Here is an 18,645-nt window from a genome sequence, read left to right as displayed (position 1 = left end):
ACTATGAAGTTTTTATTAAAGATGGTATTAAGCGCTGTCGCAGTATTAGTTTTGGCAGAAATACTACCAGGAGTAAGAATTGACAATTACATTAGTGCTTTGGTAGTAGCAGTACTTTTATCGATTTTAAATACTTTTTTAAAACCAATATTAGTGATTTTTACACTTCCTGTCACTATCGTTACATTAGGATTGTTTTTATTAGTTATTAATGCCGCGATCATTCTCTTGGCAGATTATTTTATATCTGGTTTTGGAGTTAAAGGATGGCTTTGGGCATTGATCTTTAGCTTTTTATTATCCATATTTCAATCTATATTATATTCTATTTTAAAGAAAGATAAAAGTTAACTGTTTTTCAGGTAGTTAAAACTTTGTCGGGTTGTAAAAATGTTTTACTTTTGCAACCCGATTTTTAGTACAAAAAAGTAGAGATAATGAATATTTCAAAAGAGCAATTAGACGAATTAAATGCTGTAGTAACTGTAGATATAGCTAAGGCTGATTATGGCGATAAGGTAGAAAAAATCCTTAAGGATTATCGTAAAAACGCAAATATACCTGGTTTTAGAAAAGGTCACGTTCCTATGGGACTTGTGAAAAAGCAGTATGGTAAAGCAGTTTTGGTAGATGAAGTGAATAAGTTATTGCAGGATGCTTTAAATAAATATTTAACAGAAGAAAAATTAGACGTTTTAGGTAATCCACTGCCTAAAGAGCAGGATAATTTTGACTGGGACGCAGATGATTATTCTTTTGAGTTTGAATTAGGTTTAGCACCAAAATTTGATGTAAAACTTTCAGGAAAAAAAGCAATTACTCATTATAAGATTACTGCAACTGAAGAAATGATTGATAATCAGGTTAAAACTATTCAGAAGCAATATGGGAAATTGGTTTCTAAAGATGTTGCTGAGAAAGATGATTTGATTAGAGGGACTTTTGTAAATGAAGAAAAAGAAATTGAAAATGAAACTACAGTTTCTTTGGATAAAGTAAAAGGCAAAAGAAATCTAGATAAATTTATCGGAGCTAAGGTTGGAGATGTTCTTAAGTTAAAAACTAAAGGATTGTTTAGTGATGATCACGATTTGATCAGCGCTTTAAAAGTTGAGCGCGATGATGCTGAAGATTTAGATATAGAAGTTACATTTACAATAGCTGAAGTTAATACCCAGGAATTAGCTGATCTTGATCAAGAGTTATTTGATAAGTTGTATGGCCCTGGTAATGTAAAAACGGTTACAGATCTTAAGGATAGAATTAAGCAAGATGCAGAACGTCAGTTTGAGCAACAATCTGATCAGCAATTGCTTAATGACATTACAGAGTATCTTTTAGATAGTACTAAATTTGAGCTTCCTGTAGAGTTTTTGCAGAAATGGATCCAAGCTACCGGAGAAGAGCCTTTGACAGCAGATCAAGCAAAAGATGAGTACGAAAAAAGTGAAAAAGGATTACGTTATCAACTAATAGAAGGTAAAATTATTAGTGATAACAACCTCCAGGTTACTTTTGAGGAATTAAAAGATTTTGCAAAAGACTTAATCAAAGGACAGATGGCTCAATTCGGTCAAATGTCTCCAGAAGATAAAGAACTAGAAGATATTGCAGCCAGGATATTATCTAATCAGGATGAGGTGAAGAGAATTTCTGAGCAATTAATGAGTCAGAAACTGCTTACTTTCTATAAAGAAAATACTAAATTGAAAGTGAAAGAAGTGAGTTTTGATGATTTTGTAAAAGAAGTTTACAAATAGTTATACTTATAATTTATACCGAATTTTATACTTATATTTAGGGCGTTAAACCATCTTTTGGTTAGCGCCTTTTTTATAAAAATAAATTCAGGAAAAGAAACATATGGATTACGGTAAAGAATTCGAAAAATATGCTACTCAGCATCACGGGATTAATAGTAACTACTACAATGAAATCATTAGTAGTATGTATCCAACCAATATGACCCCAAATATTATCGAAGAACGCCAGATGAATATTGCTATTTTTGATGTATTCTCACGTTTGATGATGGATCGAATCATATTTTTGGGTACGGGTATCAATGATCAGGTGGCTAATATAGTTCAGGCACAATTGCTATTCTTAGATAGTGTAGATTCTACAAAAGATATTCAGATTTATATTAATTCTCCGGGAGGTAGTGTTTATGCAGGTTTAGGTATTTATGACACCATGCAATTTATAAAGCCTGATGTTGCTACAATTTGTACTGGTATGGCGGCGTCAATGGGAGCTGTGTTGTTGTGTGCCGGGGAGAAGGGTAAACGTTCTGGACTACCTCATAGTAGAGTAATGATTCATCAACCTCTTGGAGGCGCTCAGGGACAAGCTAGTGATATAGAGATTACCGCTAGGGAAATTTTAACACTAAAAGAAGAGTTATATAACATCATCGCGAAACATTCTGGACAAACCTACGACAAAGTATATGAAGATAGTGATAGGGATTATTGGATGAAAGCTGATAAGGCTCTTGAGTATGGAATGATTGATGAAATTTTGACTAGAGAATAACTAAGGATTGTTTGCAAATTCTTATTGTAAATAATTTAAATTAAAATGACTATGGCCAAGGAAGATTTAGAATGCTCGTTTTGCGGGAGGAAGAAGCCAGAAACAAATTTATTAATTGCAGGACTAGATGCGCACATATGCGATCGTTGTATAGTTCAGGCACATGGTATTGTGGTTGAAGAGGCTAGAGAAGAAGATGCGGGTGAACTTAGCAGTGAGCTAATGTTGAGAAAGCCAATGGCTATTAAGAAGTTTTTAGATGAATATGTTATAGGGCAAGAGTTCACTAAAAAAGTGATGTCTGTAGCTGTGTATAATCACTATAAAAGGTTGTTGCAACCTGTAACTGAGGATGATATCGAGATTCAGAAGAGTAATATCATTATGGTTGGGCAAACCGGTACAGGTAAAACATTAATAGCAAAAACTATTGCAAAGATGCTTAATGTACCCCTCGCTATTGTTGATGCCACGGTACTTACTGAAGCTGGTTATGTAGGTGAAGATGTGGAGAGCATTCTTACCCGATTACTTCAGGCAGCAGATTATAATCTAGAAAAAGCGCAAAGAGGAATTGTGTTTATTGATGAAATTGATAAGATTGCTCGTAAAAGTGATAACCCTAGTATTACCAGAGATGTTTCTGGAGAAGGTGTTCAGCAGGCTTTACTTAAATTATTAGAAGGTACAGTGGTAAATGTCCCGCCAAAAGGTGGTAGAAAACACCCAGATCAAAAATTTATTGAGGTAAATACAGAAAATATTTTATTCATTGCCGGAGGTGCTTTTGATGGGATTGAGAAGTCAATCCAAAAACGATTAAATATGAAGGCAATTGGATATAGTGCTTCTAAGAGTGAAGATGCTATAGAGAAAGATAACTTGTTGCAGTATATTATTCCTAAGGACTTAAAGGATTTTGGATTGATACCTGAGATTATAGGACGTCTTCCTGTACTATCTTTTATGAATCCTTTAGATGATAATACGCTTAGAGCTATTTTGACAGAACCTAAGAACGCAATTATCAAGCAATATAAAAAGCTATTTGAGATGGATAGTATAAAATTCTCGATCACAGATGGTGCTTTAGATTATATTGTGCAAAAGGCAGTAGAATATAAGTTGGGAGCGAGAGGTCTTAGATCTCTTTGCGAAGCTATTTTAACTGACGCTATGTATGAGTTGCCTGAAAGCGAAGAAACGGATCTAAGAGTTACTAAAGATTATGCAGAAAAGAAATTGAATAAAGCAACAATAAATAAGCTTAAGGCTGTTTCTTAATCGGTATTTCATTTCAAAATAATAATAAAAAAAACACCTTTGTATCAGCGATACAAAGGTGTTTTTTTTCGGTTGGATAGTTGGATATCGATTTTAATCTAATCTTCTTCTGTATACAATATTTGATCTTTAGTTTTAGCTATAATCTCTTCTGTACTTTTAATGACCAAAGCATCACTCTCTTTTAACTGAATGTCAAAACCATTTTGACAAATCAAAGCTTCGTAAAATGCTACTTTCGACCCTTCACTATAACATACCTTATCAATAGATACTGTCTTTTTGTCTAAAATAGTAGAATCATCTTTAGTGATAACCTTATTTGCTGTGTTGCCAGAATCAACAATAGTTTTCTCTTGTGCGGTTAAGCCTACAATTGATAATAATAAAACAAATGTGAACATTAGGTTTTTCATACTTTGGGACATTGATAAGATTATAACTATCTGATTCCAAATTTAATATGAAAATGAATTGCTAGAAAGAGATTTTTTAATTTTTAGATCAAGCGTTTTTTTTGACCGATGAAATACTCAAATTTTAACCAAATACAGAAATTCTTACGTATATTTTTTATGGTAAAACCGTAAAATAAAATTGTTTTCTGAATCAAATTAGGGGAAAAAACTTCTAATTCATAGTGTTGTATTGCAAATAGTTGTCTTAAGAATAAAAAGAATCAACCTTTTTGTTTAGTTCTAACAACTCTTCTACATAAACCCGGGTATTTGATAAACGTGGTATTTTATGTTGCCCCCCTAGCTTGTCTTTCTGTTTTAGCCAATCATAAAATAAGTTTTGTCTGGCTTCACGAACTGTAAGCATGTTTAGTGTCGTGTTATTATATCTTTTTGCTTCATAGTCGCTATTCACATTTTGTAAATGTTGGTCTAGGATATGAGTAAATTGAGTAATACAATCCGGACGCTTTTTGAACTCAATCATCCATTCATGAGCTCCTTTTTCTTTTCCATTCATAAAAATCGGAGCCGCCGTGTATTCAACAATTTCACAATTAGTTTCTTTTGAAGTCCTCTTTAGAGCTTCTTCGGCATTTTCTATGATTAACTCTTCTCCAAATACATTGATATGATGCTTGGTTCTACCTGATACTTTTATTCTATATGGGTTGATAGAAGTAAAGCGAACAGTATCCCCTATTTTATATCTCCATAACCCTGCGTTAGTAGTAATAATAACGGCGTAGTTTTTTCCTACTTCTACATCACTTAGCGGAATTACCTTTTCTTCTTCTGAACCGTAAGTGTCCATCGGAATGAATTCATAAAAAATACCATAATCCAGCATTAAAAGAAGTTCTGAGGAATCATTGCGATCCTGTATAGCAAAAAAGCCTTCTGAAGCATTATATATTTCATAATATTTAAACGAGTGTCTTGGGAGAATTTTTTTGTATTGATCTCTATAAGGATCGAAACTTACTCCACCATGAAAATATACTTCGAGATTGTTCCATATCTCAAAGAGTTGTTCTTTTCCTGTGGTTTCTAATACCTGGTTTAACAATACCAGCATCCAGGAAGGAACTCCAGCTAAACTGGTTACATTCTCTAGAACTGTCTCAATAACAATGGCTTTCATCTTAATTTCCCAATCACTCATTAAAGATACCTCGCTACTTGGGGTTGAGCTAAAGTCTGCCCAAAATGGCATATTGTCGATGATAATGGCCGATAAGTCACCAAAATATGTTCCATTTTCTTTGTATAGTTCTTTACTTCCTCCTAAACGAAGACTTTTGCCAGTAAAGAGCTTAGAGTTTTCATTGTTGTTGAGGTACATGCATAGTAAATCTTTTCCAGCAGCAAAATGACAATCTTCAAGTGATTCTTGACTTACAGGTATGAACTTGCTTTTGGCGCTAGTAGTACCACTGGATTTGGCAAACCATTTAATATTGGTGGGCCAGAATATATTGTTTTCTCCATGCCGACTTCTTTCGATCATAGATTCATAGTCTTCATAAGATCTTATAGGTACACGTTCTGCGAAGGTCTCATAATTATGAATTGAAGAAAAATCATATTGCTTTCCTAGCTCAGTATTTTTTGCTGTATCTAATAAAAAATGTAATAATTCAAGCTGTACTTCATTTGGATACTTAAGAAAAAGTTCCATCTGATGAAACCGTTTTTTTAAGAACCAGCTGGCAATAGAATTAACTAAAGGGATTGGCATTTTTTAATGTATCTTTGACTGAAATTAATAATGATTTTGTGTTTATTCAGCTGCTTCGCTGGAAACTAAAATAGTAAAAATTATTACATCTGCTTTTTTACAAGCTTAAGATATAACAAAACTTTATATGCAATACCAAGGTGTACTTACTAAAATGCAAACCGAAATCGGTGAGCCAATTCAGTATTATTTAGTATTTGAATCAGATTTTATCCAGGTCAATCAATTATTAGATAAAACGCTGAATATTTCATTTGTTGGATATCAATGTTTAGCATGCGGTGAAAATAAGAAAATCTATCGACAAGGGTATTGTTATGACGACTTTTATAACCGTCCGGAAGTAGGAGATTGGGTAATGCGTCCGGAATTAAGTACTGCTCACTTAAATGTTGAAGATAGAGATCTTGAGTTTGAAAAAAAAGTACAGCTGCAACCTCATATAGTATATTTGGCTAATTCCAGTAATATTAAAGTTGGAGTGACTCGAAAGTCTCAAGTGCCCACCAGATGGATTGATCAAGGAGCTCATGAGGCTATAGAAATTGTAGAAGTGCCTAATCGATATCTTGCAGGTATTACTGAAGTTGCGTTAAAGGATCATATTGCTGACAAAACTAATTGGCGTAAAATGCTTACAAATCAAGTTATCGATGAGGATTTGTTAACTTGTAGAGATAGGTTAAAAGAGTTTATTCCTGCAGAGGTACAGGAGTATTATATAGCGAATAATAAAGAGACTGAACTTCATTTTCCGGTACTGAGATATCCTGAAAAGCTCAAAAGCCTTAACTTAGAGAAAACACCTGAATATTCGGGAGTGCTAAAAGGAATAAAAGGACAATACCTGATATTCGAAGATAACACTGTTTTTAATGTTCGAAATAATGAAGGGTATGTGGTGAAATTAACAGTTTCTTAGTTTAGAATTTCTAGTTCCTGAATCTCTTTTCTTCCATAATCTTCACATTTTTTTAGGGTGTCATTAATGTCTTCAATGGTAGTTCTAGGATTGATTAAACACATTCTAAGTACAACCTGACCCTGTAATACTGTGGTCACTAATAAAGCTTCTCCTGAATCAACTATTTTTTTAGAAATACTCTGATTAATTTGGTCTAATTGTTTTTCTGATAGCTTATGATTAATAGGATGGTATCTAAAATTTATTATAGCCAGTGTTGCGGGAGAGGTAACCTCCCATTGTGCACTTTTTCGAAGAATAGCTTCAGTTTGTTCACAGAGTTCAATATTGTATTGTATGGCTTTTTTAAAAGATTCTAAACCAAATGTTTTTAAAGACATATAAAACTTTAACGCACGAAAACGGCGTGTTAGTTGGATGCCGTGATCATAAAAATTGATTTCTGATTCATTACCTTCAATATCTCTTAGGTATTCTGGTTTTTCGCTAAAAGTGCTGCTTAACCAATTATGGTTTTTTACTAAAAGGCAACCTATTTCATAAGGCTGAAAAAACCACTTGTGTGGATCTACTGTTAGTGAATCTGCTCTTCGAATGCCTTTTAACAGTTTTTTACCGTTTTTCGATAATATGGCAGCTGCTCCATATGCACCATCTATATGTAGCCATAGTTTTTCTTTTTCGCAGATATCGGCAATTTCATCCAGTGGATCTACGGTTCCTGTATTTGTTGTTCCAGCAGAGGCGATAATGCAAAATGGTTTTAACCCTTCCAGGCGATCTCTGGCAATTGCATTTTTTAATTTATTAAGCGATACTTTGAATTCTAAATCTGTAGGGATAATACGGATCTGCTCTTTTTTTAAACCAATTACTTTTATGGCTTTTATATTAGATGAATGAGCTTGATCAGATAGGTAAATAGTGGCTTTAGAAAAATCACTTTTGCATTTAATTCTTCTGGCCGTAACAAGAGCTGTTAGATTGGCCATAGAGCCACCACTGGTAAATATACCTCCACCTTTTTTGGTTGGAAAACCAAAAATCTTTAGTAACCAGTTCATAGTTACTATTTCTAATTGTGCAGCAGCAGGCGATGCAGCCCAACCACCGGAGAATATATTGAATCCAGTGGCAATAGTATCCGCCATTGCACTTATATAATTGCTGGGTCCCGGGACAAAAGAAAATGATTTTGGATGAGATACAATATTGCTATGAGGAATAACATGATCCATAACAAAATCTAAGACTTCGTTGGCAGGTGTAGGGTTGTTAGGGATTTCTTCGGTTAACAATACATCCATTTCTTCTCTGGAAGCTTGATTAACGGGCGTTTTAGAATTCTGGTTTTCGAAATGATTTACAATAAGGTCTACAATCTTATAACCATATTGTTGCATTTTTTCTTTTGGTAATATGAGCTTGCTATTCAAGTCATTTTTATCCATCATAACTTTATTTATCTGTAATAGAAAGCAAATGTAGGAGTAATCACAGGAATGTGCTCGGATAATCCATTAAAAAAACAGTATATTCTTATGATATAAAAGCCTTACGCTATTAAAAATTTAATCCCTTGAAAAAAGGAAAGTGTAATCAATGCTGTGCCAATAATTTTAAAGAGTTTTGCTTTGGATCCGCCTTGTTTCTGTGCCATTTTGTTTCCCCATCTGCTATAAAGGTATAATGTGCTTATTTTTCCCAAATATATGCCTAAAAAGAAAAGAATAAGTGCTAACAGTGATATTTGTGTATTGAGTTTAAAAAGATGTTTGTTAGTAAGTGAGATCGCTATGATCCAGTAAATAATTACCGGAGGGTTTAAAAATGCTAAAGAAAAACCGGTTAAGAATTTAGATTTTCTCAAATTAAGTTGTAGTCGTTTTTTAGGCGTTTCCAATTTAGATTTAACCATTAAAAAGTAAATTCCGATGAATAAAAACAGAAGTATAAATACAATCTGTATCCATTGATTTTGTTCAAAGAAACCAGAAAGTTCCATGCTGCAATGCAATGCGAATAAAGCTAAAAAAACTTCTCCTATGCCTGCTGCGGCAGCTATATATAAAGCTTTTTGTGTGCTCTCTTTTATGGTAGTATTAATTACTGCAATATTTACGGCTCCTAGTGGTAAGGCTCCTAATATTGCCGTCAATAGACCTAAAATAAGATACAATGTAATCATGTTGTTTTAGTAGGAGTAATAATAAAGAACTTACAAGCATTTAATTCGTTTATAAAATTAGAAGCGGCATTAGCCGCTTCTTACCCTAAGTAAATAATACTTCTAGCACAATTATTTATAATCGTGTTTTTTTAAAAATTTCCCTTTACACCAATTCTCATCTTTTTTATGATTTCTTCATAATATAAGATGGTCCAGATTATTTTTTCTGTATCTGCATAAGGAACTAGTTCTTCTATAGCTATTTTCGTAGACTTCAAAGCGTCTTCAGATGCTTCCTTAGTTTTTTTTAAAGTTTTGAGATGATTTGAGTCTTCTTTAATGCCGACATCTCCTAATCTAACTCCTGCTTCATTAGTCAATGATAAAAAGGGCAGTACAGTCATGATCTCTTTTACTCTAGAGTAATACAATGTTAATAAATCTCCTTTTTTCATACTTTCTAAATCACCAATGGTATGAAATCTATTTATTTGGTCTTTTTTTTGAAAAAAAATAGCTTCATTATTATTTTGTGCAAAGGTCATGTTCACTATTATGATGAAAATAAAGCTTACTAATAATTTATGCATAATGTAATTTGTTGTTCTGTTACGTTAGATTAGAAAAACAGTTCTTTCCTCTTTTTGGGGTTTAGAAAAAAGTATTGTTTAACTTTTACTGCATAACCATATATTTATTCAAAGATTGTTTTAGTTGAAATTTTGGCATCACTTTACTTTGTGGGTCATTAAATAAATCATTAACAGCTACAAAATCTTTAGTGAATCTGTTATATTTCAGAATATCTAAAACTCCTGTACTTGGTTTGTAATCTACTTTTACTCCTTCACTATGAATATTAAAGAAGCTATTATCCATAGTAAAAGCTTTTGCTATAAAAGCTAATGAAGTGTATGATTTGTCAAATTTTACAACATCAGAAAAACCTGAGATTTTAGAATTATTAATATAGATCATTGCTGCATTAGTGGCAGAAATTGCAGAGGACGTATGTGCATAATTACTCTTGTCTGATAAATTTACCAAAGTAGCATTAGTAACAGTGACATTTGTTAAAGCATTAGGTTTTGTATATCCCATATCCTTATTGAAACCATTTACTTCTAATGCATAAGAACCCTTTGGGCTTGTTATGTATGGATGACGAATCGCCATTAAGTTATCTAGATCTCCTTTGTAACCTTCTGATATCTGAAAATCATCATCTTCGGCTTTTAGAGAAATAAGGTTTAAGATGTCAATTTTTCCTCCATTAATGCTGTAGGAGTCTTGTGCGGAATAACTCACCATTATATTATCTATGATAGAAGAACTACCCACTCCATATAAAGAAAGTCCATTGGCTCCTTCTGCTCTTTTATTTTTGTTACCTGCAAATTCTATTCTTACATATCTCAGGATAGTAGTTTGTTCATCAGTATCAGTACCTCCGTATATTGAATATTGTGGATTATAGTTTCCTTTGATTATTCCACTTCCGGAAACGGTATTTACATTTCCCGAGCCGGCAATAGTAATTCCTCCCCAATCTCCACTGTTTCTCGATTTTGGAGCCTTGTTAGAGGTAAATACAATTGGATAGGCTTGAGAACCCGCAGCAATTAATTTAGAGCCTTTAGTTACGATTAAGTTAGCAGGATTCTCGTGATCACATCTAATCACGGTTCCTTCTTGTATGGTTAAGGTAGCGCCTGCAATCACATAAACGTCACCAGATAAAAGATATACGATATCGTTTCTTAAGAAGGTGTTATCCGCTATAACATTGGGAAGTTTTTCTTCTGCCTCCGGATAGTTTGTTTTGTTGGGCTCAAAATTGGTCCAACCTTTTGCCCATCTATAATCATGTTGATTAAAATCTTGAGCATTTAAATTAAGTGAACATAATGTAATAAATAGAAAGACTTTAGAAATCGAAGTTCTTAGTTTCATGAAAGTATTATTTTGGGGTTACTTAATCTGGAAGAAAATTCCTTCTTCCGTTTTCAGAAGTACTAAGTTAACATGCTTTGTTAAAACGTAATTACGTGTTTACCGTAAACTTTGTACGTTTGTCGAATTTTTAACTTTATTTAGCAAATTGTTTGAAGTATTATTCTTACTTATTTGCGAATTTAATAATTTGATTTCCAGTATTTTAGTATTTGTTCAACTAAAAGCTTTTGGCGATAAACGATAAAGTGGTTTTTTGTGTTTTTTTAGTTAAAATTGTTAAAATAGTGTTGAATTTTGTGTTAATTAACATAAAATACAGGTGTTTTTTTGAATAATCTGGAAGACTTTTCTGTCGGATTTTGACTAGTATAATAGTAAATAACAATAATTTTGTCAGAAAATTCGATGATTAACTTACACTTTTCTTATTGTTTTAGTATTCCGGTTTTTCTTAATTAAAACTTAGATTTTTAACTCTTCTTATTGATTTAAGGAAGTGTCTTTTTGTGTTTTATAGTAAAAATGTTGTGCTAAAGTCCTTTTATAATTTTTTAGTAGAAAGAAATACTTCGTAAATGGCCTAATGTATTTTTCTAAGCGTTGTCAGTTTTATAGGTTTTAGCCTTTTCTTGATATAAAACAGATCGAAGTAAGAAGATTAGCTTTTAGATTTCATAGTTACTTAAACAAAAAAAATCAGTCGATAAGACTGATTTTTAAAATAAAATGATGTGGTTATGTTTTAGAAATTTCCGTTGGTTCCTATTCGGATTTTTTTAATGACTTCTTCAAAATATAAGATGGACCATATAATTTTTTCAGTATCTGCGTAAGGAACAAATTCAGATATTAGATTACTGGTGTTTTCAGAGGCATCGGTTATAGTCTCATGATGTTTATCTAGTATTTTTAAATTACTAGAGTTTTCTTTTATTCCAAGATCTGATAAACTCACACCTGCTTCATTCGTAAGAGCGAGGTAAGGTATGATTGTTACAATTTCATTTGTTCTGGCTATATATAATTTAATTAGATCCCCTTTTCTTAAGGCTTCTAGCTCATCAATGGTATGAAATTTATTAATTAATGTTGTCTGGTCAAAAAAAACATTCTTTTGTGTTTGTGCGAAACTCATATTCGCAATAAACAAAGCAAATAATAAAACAGTAATGGATCTCATTTAAGTTAGGGTAATTAGTTTATCGTTAGTGTCACAAAGTTACTGCATTACGGTTTGATTATCAAGAGAATCTTTTATTGTAAATTTTGGATTTTTGATATGTAAAGGGTCTTTAAATAAGTCCTGAACATCTTTAAACCGTTTTGTGTACATATTGTACTTTAGAATTTGACCAATATCGTCATTGTCTGATTCATATGCTGCCAGAACAGTATTGCTATGAACATTAAACACACTATTTTCCAAAGAAAAAGCTGAAGATATATCTGAGAAAGATTGATAAGACTTGTCAAATCTTACAACATTAGCAAAACCTGAAATACGAGAGTCTCTAATCTCTATTTGTCCTAAGCTTTTAGATGAAATTGCAGAGGTAGTATGTATATAGTTAGTCTTGTCAGAAAGACTTATTAAAGAAGCGTTAGTTATTTTTATTGAAGATAATGATTCTGGGTTGCTCAATCCCTCCTTTTTATTATAACCGTCTATTTCTATGGCATAAGATCCGCTGGTATCAGAAATGTATGGATGTCTGATAGCTATAATATTATGTAAATCACCTTTAAAACCTTGTGTGAAATCAAAATCATCGTCCTTAGTTTTATAAGATATAAGATTTTTTAGATGAGCAGAGCCTCCATAACACTCAAAAGAATCATCAGCAGAATAACTGATCATAATGTTATCAATGATGGAATTTTTTCCCAGAGCATATAATGATAAACCATTCAGCTCGTTAGATTGGTTGATTTTTTGACCAGCATATTCTATTCGAACATATGACATTACCGTAGTTTCCTCATCATAATTCTGACCACCATACATGGAATGGTGTGGTAAATAATTGCCCTCTATACTGCCAAGTCCTGAAAAAGAATTTACTTTTCCTGATCCGGCAATGATAATACCTCCCCAATCTCCGGGTTTTCTGGATTTAGGTTTTTTGTCAGATGTAAATACAATTGGAGCAACTTTACTTCCTTTGGCAAACAATTTAGAGCCTTTAGTAATAACTAGACTTGTTGAGGTTTCAGAGTCACATCTTATAATGGTTCCTGCTTCAATAGTCAATATTGCTCCATTGGTTACATATACGTTTCCGGACATTAAATAGGTGACATCATTACTAATATAGATGTCACTATCAATAACATTAGGAAGTCTTTCTTCTGCTTGTGGATATTCCTCATGATTTGGATCAAAATTTGTCCAATTTTTCATCCATTTCATCTGATTGTCACTAAAATTGTTTTGAGATAAAACAAATAGAGGTGTGAACAGAAATACCAGAGGTAAAAAAGTCAATTTCATAGCGATGGTTATTTTGGGTGTAAAGTTATTACTGTATTTCACTGCTGAACATCAATACTTTACTAAATGGTTAATTCAGTTTTTGAGAATATATTGTATAAAGAACAACTGTTTTGTTAACAACAAATAGTTGATAATTCATTAAATTAAAATCCCAAAATACACGGAACAATGATTTTTAAAGGTTTTTTAATCGATTGTATTCAAATTAAAATTCTTACGACTTTTTTGTTTTTCCAATGGAAACTTAATAAGAAATGATCACAAATACTTTAATAGAATATTAATTATTTGTTTTTGTAGTATCTTTTTTCTTTTTCTTCTTACCAAATAATCCTCCAAGGACATCTTTTGCAGTATTTTTTAAAGCATCTTCAGTGTTTGGTTGGGTTGTTTTTGTGGAGTCAGTACTTTTATTAGATCCTCCTAATAGGTCACCCAGTACTTTAGTTCCTTCGCCAACGATTTTCTCTTTAGCTTTTTTCTTTTGTTTATCTACAATTTGTTGAGTAAGCTGTTTTACTGCTGTTCCTGTATTGAGATTAACTTTTGGATTTGTGAAATTACCTGTAATTCCAATTGGTAAAGCAACTTTCATACTATTAGCCTCTTGTTCATTTAATTGAGAGATTAGTCCTCCAACTTCGTTACCTAGATATTTCGCAGGGACATCAACAGAAACATTATAATCCATGTTCGTGTCAAAACCGTGACTGCCACCAGCAGTAACTTTGATGCCCTCTACTTCAAAATCAAAAGGTTTTACATTTACCTTTCCGTCAGCAAAGCTAAGGTTGGTTTTAATGTCTTTTAGGTTTAATTTATCTAAATCTATAAAGCTCATTTTTCCATCTAATTGTGAAATTAGAGGGGTTTGAGATGAATTTACTTTCGCATTTAAAATTTCTGCTAAAGCATTTCCTTTTAAAGAATTTAGAACTGGAGTTAAATCATCATTTAGATTACCTTTTAGATCGATTTTAGAAGATAAAACACCATTCAATGCTTTGGCTACAGGAGCTAGGTTTTGTAAAAGTTCTAAATTACTGAAGGATTTAACAATGTCAATTTTGCTTAAATCCAGATTCATCCCAAAAGTAGGGGTGTCTGTTTTGGTGGAAACATTGCCATTAAAAGCTAATCCTCCATCAAAAATATTAGAAGTCACATTTTGAAGATAGGCAGTTTCATCCTTTATTTTTACACTTCCTTTGGTGTTTTTAAGCTCCAGATTATCATAAATCACCTTTTTAGCATCAAAATTTAAAGTAGCGTCCAGAAAAGAAGGGATTTGTAAGGCTTCTGTTTCTGCGGTTTTGTTTTCTTCTTCAGTAGTTTCAGCTTCTGCAACCATAAAATCATTGACGGCAAAAACATCAGAATTCACATCAAAGTTTCCTTTAAGATCTTGCTTAGCAAATAAGAAGCCCATTAAGTTGTCAATGGTTCCTTGAGCTTTTAAGTCTGATTTACCGGTTTTTACATCGATCTGATCTAAAGTGATAGTCTCCGGATTGAAACTAACATTGGCTGTTGAGATTTTAATCTCATTGGGTAATTCTGGTGAAGCATAGGCAAAGTTATCTATACTTGCAGTTCCAGAACTTTTTACATTTTGATATTGTTCTTTTTCCAGGGATTGCATATCAAATTTAGTGCTTACATTAGCTTTTAGAACTCCATTAAGATCTTGTTCTAATTGCATTGGATATGCTTGATCCAGATTGGCTAGATTAAGAGTTCCATTAGCAGTTATATCCACGATCATGTTTTTGGTAAGATTTCGTAAGCTTCCCTTTGCAGCAAAAGTATCCTGGTCTATCTTGAAGGTAAGATTGCCAATTTTAACGTAGGTATCATCAACTAAACCGGTATCATTCTTGATCTGAGTATCAATATTAATATTGGTTACACCTTTTGGTAGGTCAGGATATTTAAAAGATGCATTATGAGATAGAATTTTGATGTCCATCTTTGGGATGTGGGTGTCATCTGATTTTCCTTTGATCTTACCGTCGATCGAGAAGTCACCACTAGTTTGTACTCCATCCAGGTTTTTAGCATAAGCTTCAGGGATTACTGCCAGAAAATTTTTAAAATCAGAAGTAGGAGTCTTAAAACTGAGATCCACATCTGTGTATTTTTCAAAAAGTTGAACAAACCCTTCGAACTCTAGTGGTAACTGATTAACCTGTGCTTTATTTTCTTTAAAAGCAAAGCGTTGGTTTTCAAGGTCTAATTCTAAAGATGCTTCTAATTGAATCTTGTTTTTGTTTAAGTATTTGGTGTCGTCCAGTCCAAAAGAAGCTTCTGATGAAGATTTAGTGTCCAAAATAATTGTTGAACCAGAAAGGCTTCCGTCTCCACTATGGTTGACATCAATCATCTCTAAAAATATTTTGCTAATATCATTTTTGTAAAGTAGTCGACTATTGTTTATTTCATAATGTTCTAGTGCAAAGGTGAACGATCCGCCTTCTTCTTCGGTGCTAGGTTCTGTAGGAGTATCACTTGGTTTTGTAATATCAAAATTGTTATTCCCTATAGAGTCGGTTTTTACTGCAATATTAGCTTCGTCAATAATAAATTTTTGCACACTAATAGCTTCAGTGGCATCTTTGAATAATTCATTAATAGACATATCCAAAGCTATTTTTTTAGCATACGCCAACGTATCGCCTTCAAAAGGAGCAAGATTTATAATAGAAAACTCATCAATAACCACTGATGCTTTAGGAAAACTTCGCATTAAACTAATATCAATTCCTGCAAAATCAACCTTAGCCTCCAGGTGCTCGTTTGCCAGATATCGAATTTTATCTTCGATAGTACCTTTAAACAAAAAAGGTAAAGAAATGATAGCTATAATGAGTAGAACTATTATAATTCCGAAGATTTTGAGGGCTTTTTTCATTGGTTAAGTTTATTTATATCAAAATAACGATTTACAAAGATAGTATGTTGCGTTTTTACAGTTAACTATTTGTTAGATTTTTATTAATGAAACTCTGTTTTAAAAAGTCGCGAAGCGCGAATTTAAAATAGTTGGTTGAACTAATCCCACATTTTCAGAAGGATCTTGTTTTAATATCTCGCCTCTTGATTCTTAAGTCCAGGATTTGCCTGGGGGTTACCTTTTAAACATCCAGGGCTAATTCACCTCCTTGTTTTAGTTTAAATCTTTTTCTTAGAGCATATACGGCAACGTATAAGATAGGAGTATCTAGAGCAGCTACCAATACTTTAAACAAGAACCCATTCAAAAGTAATACTCCAAAACGTTCCCATTCGATAATTCCTCCGGAACATAATAAAAGAAGTACAGTGAACGTATCAATAAATTGAGAAGAGAATGTGGAGAAATTATTTCTCAGCCAAAGATGTTTTCCTTTGGTAACTCTTTTCCAGAAATGAAATATTTGTATATCTATATATTGTGCAAATAGGTAGGCCATCATAGAGGCAAATACTGCAATGGCAGTGGCTCCAAAAACTTTATTAAAGATCTCATCATTTATGGGCGACCATGATGTTGCAGGAACAGATGCAGAGGCATAAACGATAAGTAATGAAAAGAAAGAAGCAAAGATTCCTGCAGTAACGATTTGGTTAGCTTTTCGTTTTCCAAAAACTTCGCTGATGATATCAGTAATTAAAAAAGTAATTGGATAAGGAAGAATGCCGACAGAAATTTCGAAAGTATATATGCCTAAAAAATCCCAAGAAAAGAATTTTTGGAAAATTAGATTGGATGCAACCAATGATGAAATGAACAATGCACCAAGGATAAGATAAATCCGAAAAGCAACTCGTTTGTCAATGGGGTTAAGTGAAGTTTCGTCCAAAATAGAATAGTTAATAATACTTCACATAAAAATAAGGCGAAGTGATTTTGTTTTGTTTAATTTGCTCTTAAAAATAAGGAGTTCTGACCAGAATCTAAATATCAAGTATTGAAAACATCTCATCTCATTCATATTTCATTAGGCAGCAACATGGGGAATCGTCTGGATTTTCTTCAAAAAGCTGTTCAGGAGATTTATAAAACCGTAGGAGATGTTGTTTCAATATCAAAAGTTTATCAGACCCCAGCCTGGGGATTTAATAGTGATGATTTTTATAATGCTTGTATAGCTGTAAAAACGTTTTATTCAACTAGCGAGGTGTTGGATATACTTTTGGGTATAGAAACTTCTCTAGGTAGAAATCGAACAGATTCAGAAGGGTATGATGCTAGAACTATTGATCTGGATGTTATTTTTTCTTCCGAAGGAATTATAGATTCTGAAAAGCTAAAGGTTCCACATCCATCGATTCAGGATCGAAAATTTGTACTGAAACCTCTAGCTGATATCGCTGCTGAAGTCGAACATCCAAAACTAAAGCAAACGGTGCTAGAGTTATTAGAAAAGACTACAGATACTTCTGAAATTACTCCAATCAAGGAGGTAATTCTAAACCCTAAAGATCAATACCATCTATCACGATTTCAATATTTAACTATCGAAGGTAATATCGGAGCTGGTAAAACAAGCTTGGCTCAATTAATTGCTGGAGAATTTAATGCAAAACTAGTGTTAGAACGTTTTGCTGATAACCCCTTTCTTCCTAAGTTTTATGAAGATATGGAGCGCTATGCATTTCCGTTAGAAATGTCTTTTCTGGCAGATCGTTATCAACGATTACAAGATGATATTGCTCAGTTTGATTTGTTTACTGATTTTGTAGTTAGTGATTATGATGTGTTTAAATCATTGATTTTTGCAAAAGTTACACTTCAGGAAGAAGAACTTGTGTTGTATAAGAAAGTCTTTGATTTAATGTATAAGAATCTTCCTAAACCAGGAATGTATATTTATTTATATCAAAATACAGAACGCCTACTAGAAAACATCAAAAAAAGAGGGAGGGATTACGAGCAAAAAATTCCTCCGGAATATCTGGATAAAATCAATAGAGGGTATTTACAATTCATAAAATCTCAACCTGAGTTTAATGTAAAAATTGTTGACGTGTCAGATCGAGATTTTATTTCTAATCGTTCGGATTATATCTCAATTTTAGAAGAAATTATATCTTGAT

The 18,645-nt window shown here is 32.7% G+C and carries 16 protein-coding genes; 6 read left to right on the top strand and 10 right to left on the bottom strand.

All coding sequences use genetic code 11. The features are described 5' to 3' along the window. Nucleotides 1-3 precede the first annotated feature (3 nt). From J8M14_RS01135 to clpX, 4 genes are all read left to right on the top strand, one after another. On the top strand, nucleotides 4-351 hold the full coding sequence (locus J8M14_RS01135) for a phage holin family protein (RefSeq protein WP_211072507.1): 348 nt from the start codon (nucleotides 4-6) through the stop codon (nucleotides 349-351). Between the two features lie 86 nt (nucleotides 352-437). After that, complete coding sequence (gene tig, locus J8M14_RS01130) at nucleotides 438-1,760, top strand: trigger factor (RefSeq protein WP_211072506.1); 1,323 nt, start codon at nucleotides 438-440, stop codon at nucleotides 1,758-1,760. 103 nt (nucleotides 1,761-1,863) lie between these two features. Beyond that, on the top strand, nucleotides 1,864-2,538 hold the full coding sequence (gene clpP, locus J8M14_RS01125; RefSeq protein WP_211072505.1) for an ATP-dependent Clp endopeptidase proteolytic subunit ClpP: 675 nt from the start codon (nucleotides 1,864-1,866) through the stop codon (nucleotides 2,536-2,538). A 51-nt stretch (nucleotides 2,539-2,589) separates the two neighbouring features. Continuing rightward, on the top strand, nucleotides 2,590-3,822 hold the full coding sequence (gene clpX, locus J8M14_RS01120; RefSeq protein WP_211072504.1) for an ATP-dependent Clp protease ATP-binding subunit ClpX: 1,233 nt from the start codon (nucleotides 2,590-2,592) through the stop codon (nucleotides 3,820-3,822). A 98-nt stretch (nucleotides 3,823-3,920) separates the two neighbouring features. Here the strand turns inward: clpX and J8M14_RS01115 are convergent, their stop codons facing one another. After that, nucleotides 3,921-4,238, bottom strand: coding sequence for a hypothetical protein (locus tag J8M14_RS01115; protein WP_211072503.1), 318 nt, complete (start codon nucleotides 4,236-4,238; stop codon nucleotides 3,921-3,923). A 247-nt stretch (nucleotides 4,239-4,485) separates the two neighbouring features. After that, nucleotides 4,486-6,021, bottom strand: coding sequence for a GH3 auxin-responsive promoter family protein (locus J8M14_RS01110; RefSeq protein ID WP_211072502.1), 1,536 nt, complete (start codon nucleotides 6,019-6,021; stop codon nucleotides 4,486-4,488). Nucleotides 6,022-6,148: 127 nt separating this feature from the next. On the opposite strand from J8M14_RS01110, the gene J8M14_RS01105 reads away from it, so the two are divergent. Beyond that, on the top strand, nucleotides 6,149-6,943 hold the full coding sequence (locus tag J8M14_RS01105) for a DUF2797 domain-containing protein (RefSeq protein WP_211072501.1): 795 nt from the start codon (nucleotides 6,149-6,151) through the stop codon (nucleotides 6,941-6,943). Here the strand turns inward: J8M14_RS01105 and J8M14_RS01100 are convergent. The 8 genes from J8M14_RS01100 to J8M14_RS01065 form a co-directional block, all read right to left on the bottom strand. Continuing rightward, complete coding sequence (locus J8M14_RS01100; RefSeq protein ID WP_211072500.1) at nucleotides 6,940-8,397, bottom strand: aspartate aminotransferase family protein; 1,458 nt, start codon at nucleotides 8,395-8,397, stop codon at nucleotides 6,940-6,942. The two genes, J8M14_RS01105 and J8M14_RS01100, sit on opposite strands and share 4 nt — an antisense overlap. A 104-nt stretch (nucleotides 8,398-8,501) precedes the next feature. Next, complete coding sequence (locus tag J8M14_RS01095) at nucleotides 8,502-9,134, bottom strand: LysE family transporter (RefSeq protein WP_211072499.1); 633 nt, start codon at nucleotides 9,132-9,134, stop codon at nucleotides 8,502-8,504. A gap of 131 nt (nucleotides 9,135-9,265) precedes the next feature. Then, entirely contained in the window at nucleotides 9,266-9,706 is a 441-nt protein-coding gene (locus J8M14_RS01090; RefSeq protein WP_211072498.1) for a hypothetical protein, read from the bottom strand. Between the two features lie 85 nt (nucleotides 9,707-9,791). Next, nucleotides 9,792-11,069: a hypothetical protein gene (locus J8M14_RS01085; RefSeq protein WP_211072497.1), complete on the bottom strand. Its 1,278-nt coding sequence runs from the start codon at nucleotides 11,067-11,069 to the stop codon at nucleotides 9,792-9,794. A 745-nt stretch (nucleotides 11,070-11,814) separates the two neighbouring features. After that, entirely contained in the window at nucleotides 11,815-12,252 is a 438-nt protein-coding gene (locus J8M14_RS01080; RefSeq protein WP_211072496.1) for a hypothetical protein, read from the bottom strand. Nucleotides 12,253-12,291: 39 nt separating this feature from the next. Then, nucleotides 12,292-13,563 carry a hypothetical protein gene (locus J8M14_RS01075; RefSeq protein ID WP_211072495.1) on the bottom strand — a complete coding sequence of 424 codons (1,272 nt, stop codon included), beginning with the start codon at nucleotides 13,561-13,563 and terminating at the stop codon, nucleotides 12,292-12,294. Nucleotides 13,564-13,846: 283 nt separating this feature from the next. After that, nucleotides 13,847-16,477 carry an AsmA-like C-terminal region-containing protein gene (locus tag J8M14_RS01070; protein ID WP_211072494.1) on the bottom strand — a complete coding sequence of 877 codons (2,631 nt, stop codon included), beginning with the start codon at nucleotides 16,475-16,477 and terminating at the stop codon, nucleotides 13,847-13,849. A 223-nt stretch (nucleotides 16,478-16,700) separates the two neighbouring features. Next, entirely contained in the window at nucleotides 16,701-17,408 is a 708-nt protein-coding gene (locus tag J8M14_RS01065; protein ID WP_247672519.1) for a queuosine precursor transporter, read from the bottom strand. A 108-nt stretch (nucleotides 17,409-17,516) separates the two neighbouring features. Here J8M14_RS01065 and folK point away from each other — a divergent pair, with 108 nt between their 5' ends. Continuing rightward, a complete protein-coding gene (gene folK, locus J8M14_RS01060) occupies nucleotides 17,517-18,644 on the top strand; it encodes a 2-amino-4-hydroxy-6-hydroxymethyldihydropteridine diphosphokinase (protein WP_211072493.1) in 1,128 nt (375 codons plus the stop codon). Nucleotide 18,645 lies beyond the last annotated feature (1 nt).

The sequence above is a fragment of the Aquimarina sp. MMG016 genome, assembly GCF_018100805.1.
Lineage (GTDB): Bacteria > Bacteroidota > Bacteroidia > Flavobacteriales > Flavobacteriaceae > Aquimarina.
This window is presented reverse-complemented; position numbering and strand designations above follow the sequence as displayed.

Bases quoted from the DNA above. Each gene is read 5' to 3' on its own strand.
- J8M14_RS01135 (WP_211072507.1), top strand. From the start codon at position 4: ATGAAGTTTTTATTAAAGATGGTATTAAGCGCTGTCGCAGTATTAGTT.
- tig (WP_211072506.1), top strand. From the start codon at position 438: ATGAATATTTCAAAAGAGCAATTAGACGAATTAAATGCTGTAGTAACT.
- clpP (WP_211072505.1), top strand. From the start codon at position 1,864: ATGGATTACGGTAAAGAATTCGAAAAATATGCTACTCAGCATCACGGG.
- clpX (WP_211072504.1), top strand. From the start codon at position 2,590: ATGGCCAAGGAAGATTTAGAATGCTCGTTTTGCGGGAGGAAGAAGCCA.
- J8M14_RS01115 (WP_211072503.1), bottom strand. From the start codon at position 4,238: ATGAAAAACCTAATGTTCACATTTGTTTTATTATTATCAATTGTAGGC.
- J8M14_RS01110 (WP_211072502.1), bottom strand. From the start codon at position 6,021: ATGCCAATCCCTTTAGTTAATTCTATTGCCAGCTGGTTCTTAAAAAAA.
- J8M14_RS01105 (WP_211072501.1), top strand. From the start codon at position 6,149: ATGCAATACCAAGGTGTACTTACTAAAATGCAAACCGAAATCGGTGAG.
- J8M14_RS01100 (WP_211072500.1), bottom strand. From the start codon at position 8,397: ATGGATAAAAATGACTTGAATAGCAAGCTCATATTACCAAAAGAAAAA.
- J8M14_RS01095 (WP_211072499.1), bottom strand. From the start codon at position 9,134: ATGATTACATTGTATCTTATTTTAGGTCTATTGACGGCAATATTAGGA.
- J8M14_RS01090 (WP_211072498.1), bottom strand. From the start codon at position 9,706: ATGCATAAATTATTAGTAAGCTTTATTTTCATCATAATAGTGAACATG.
- J8M14_RS01085 (WP_211072497.1), bottom strand. From the start codon at position 11,069: ATGAAACTAAGAACTTCGATTTCTAAAGTCTTTCTATTTATTACATTA.
- J8M14_RS01080 (WP_211072496.1), bottom strand. From the start codon at position 12,252: ATGAGATCCATTACTGTTTTATTATTTGCTTTGTTTATTGCGAATATG.
- J8M14_RS01075 (WP_211072495.1), bottom strand. From the start codon at position 13,563: ATGAAATTGACTTTTTTACCTCTGGTATTTCTGTTCACACCTCTATTT.
- J8M14_RS01070 (WP_211072494.1), bottom strand. From the start codon at position 16,477: ATGAAAAAAGCCCTCAAAATCTTCGGAATTATAATAGTTCTACTCATT.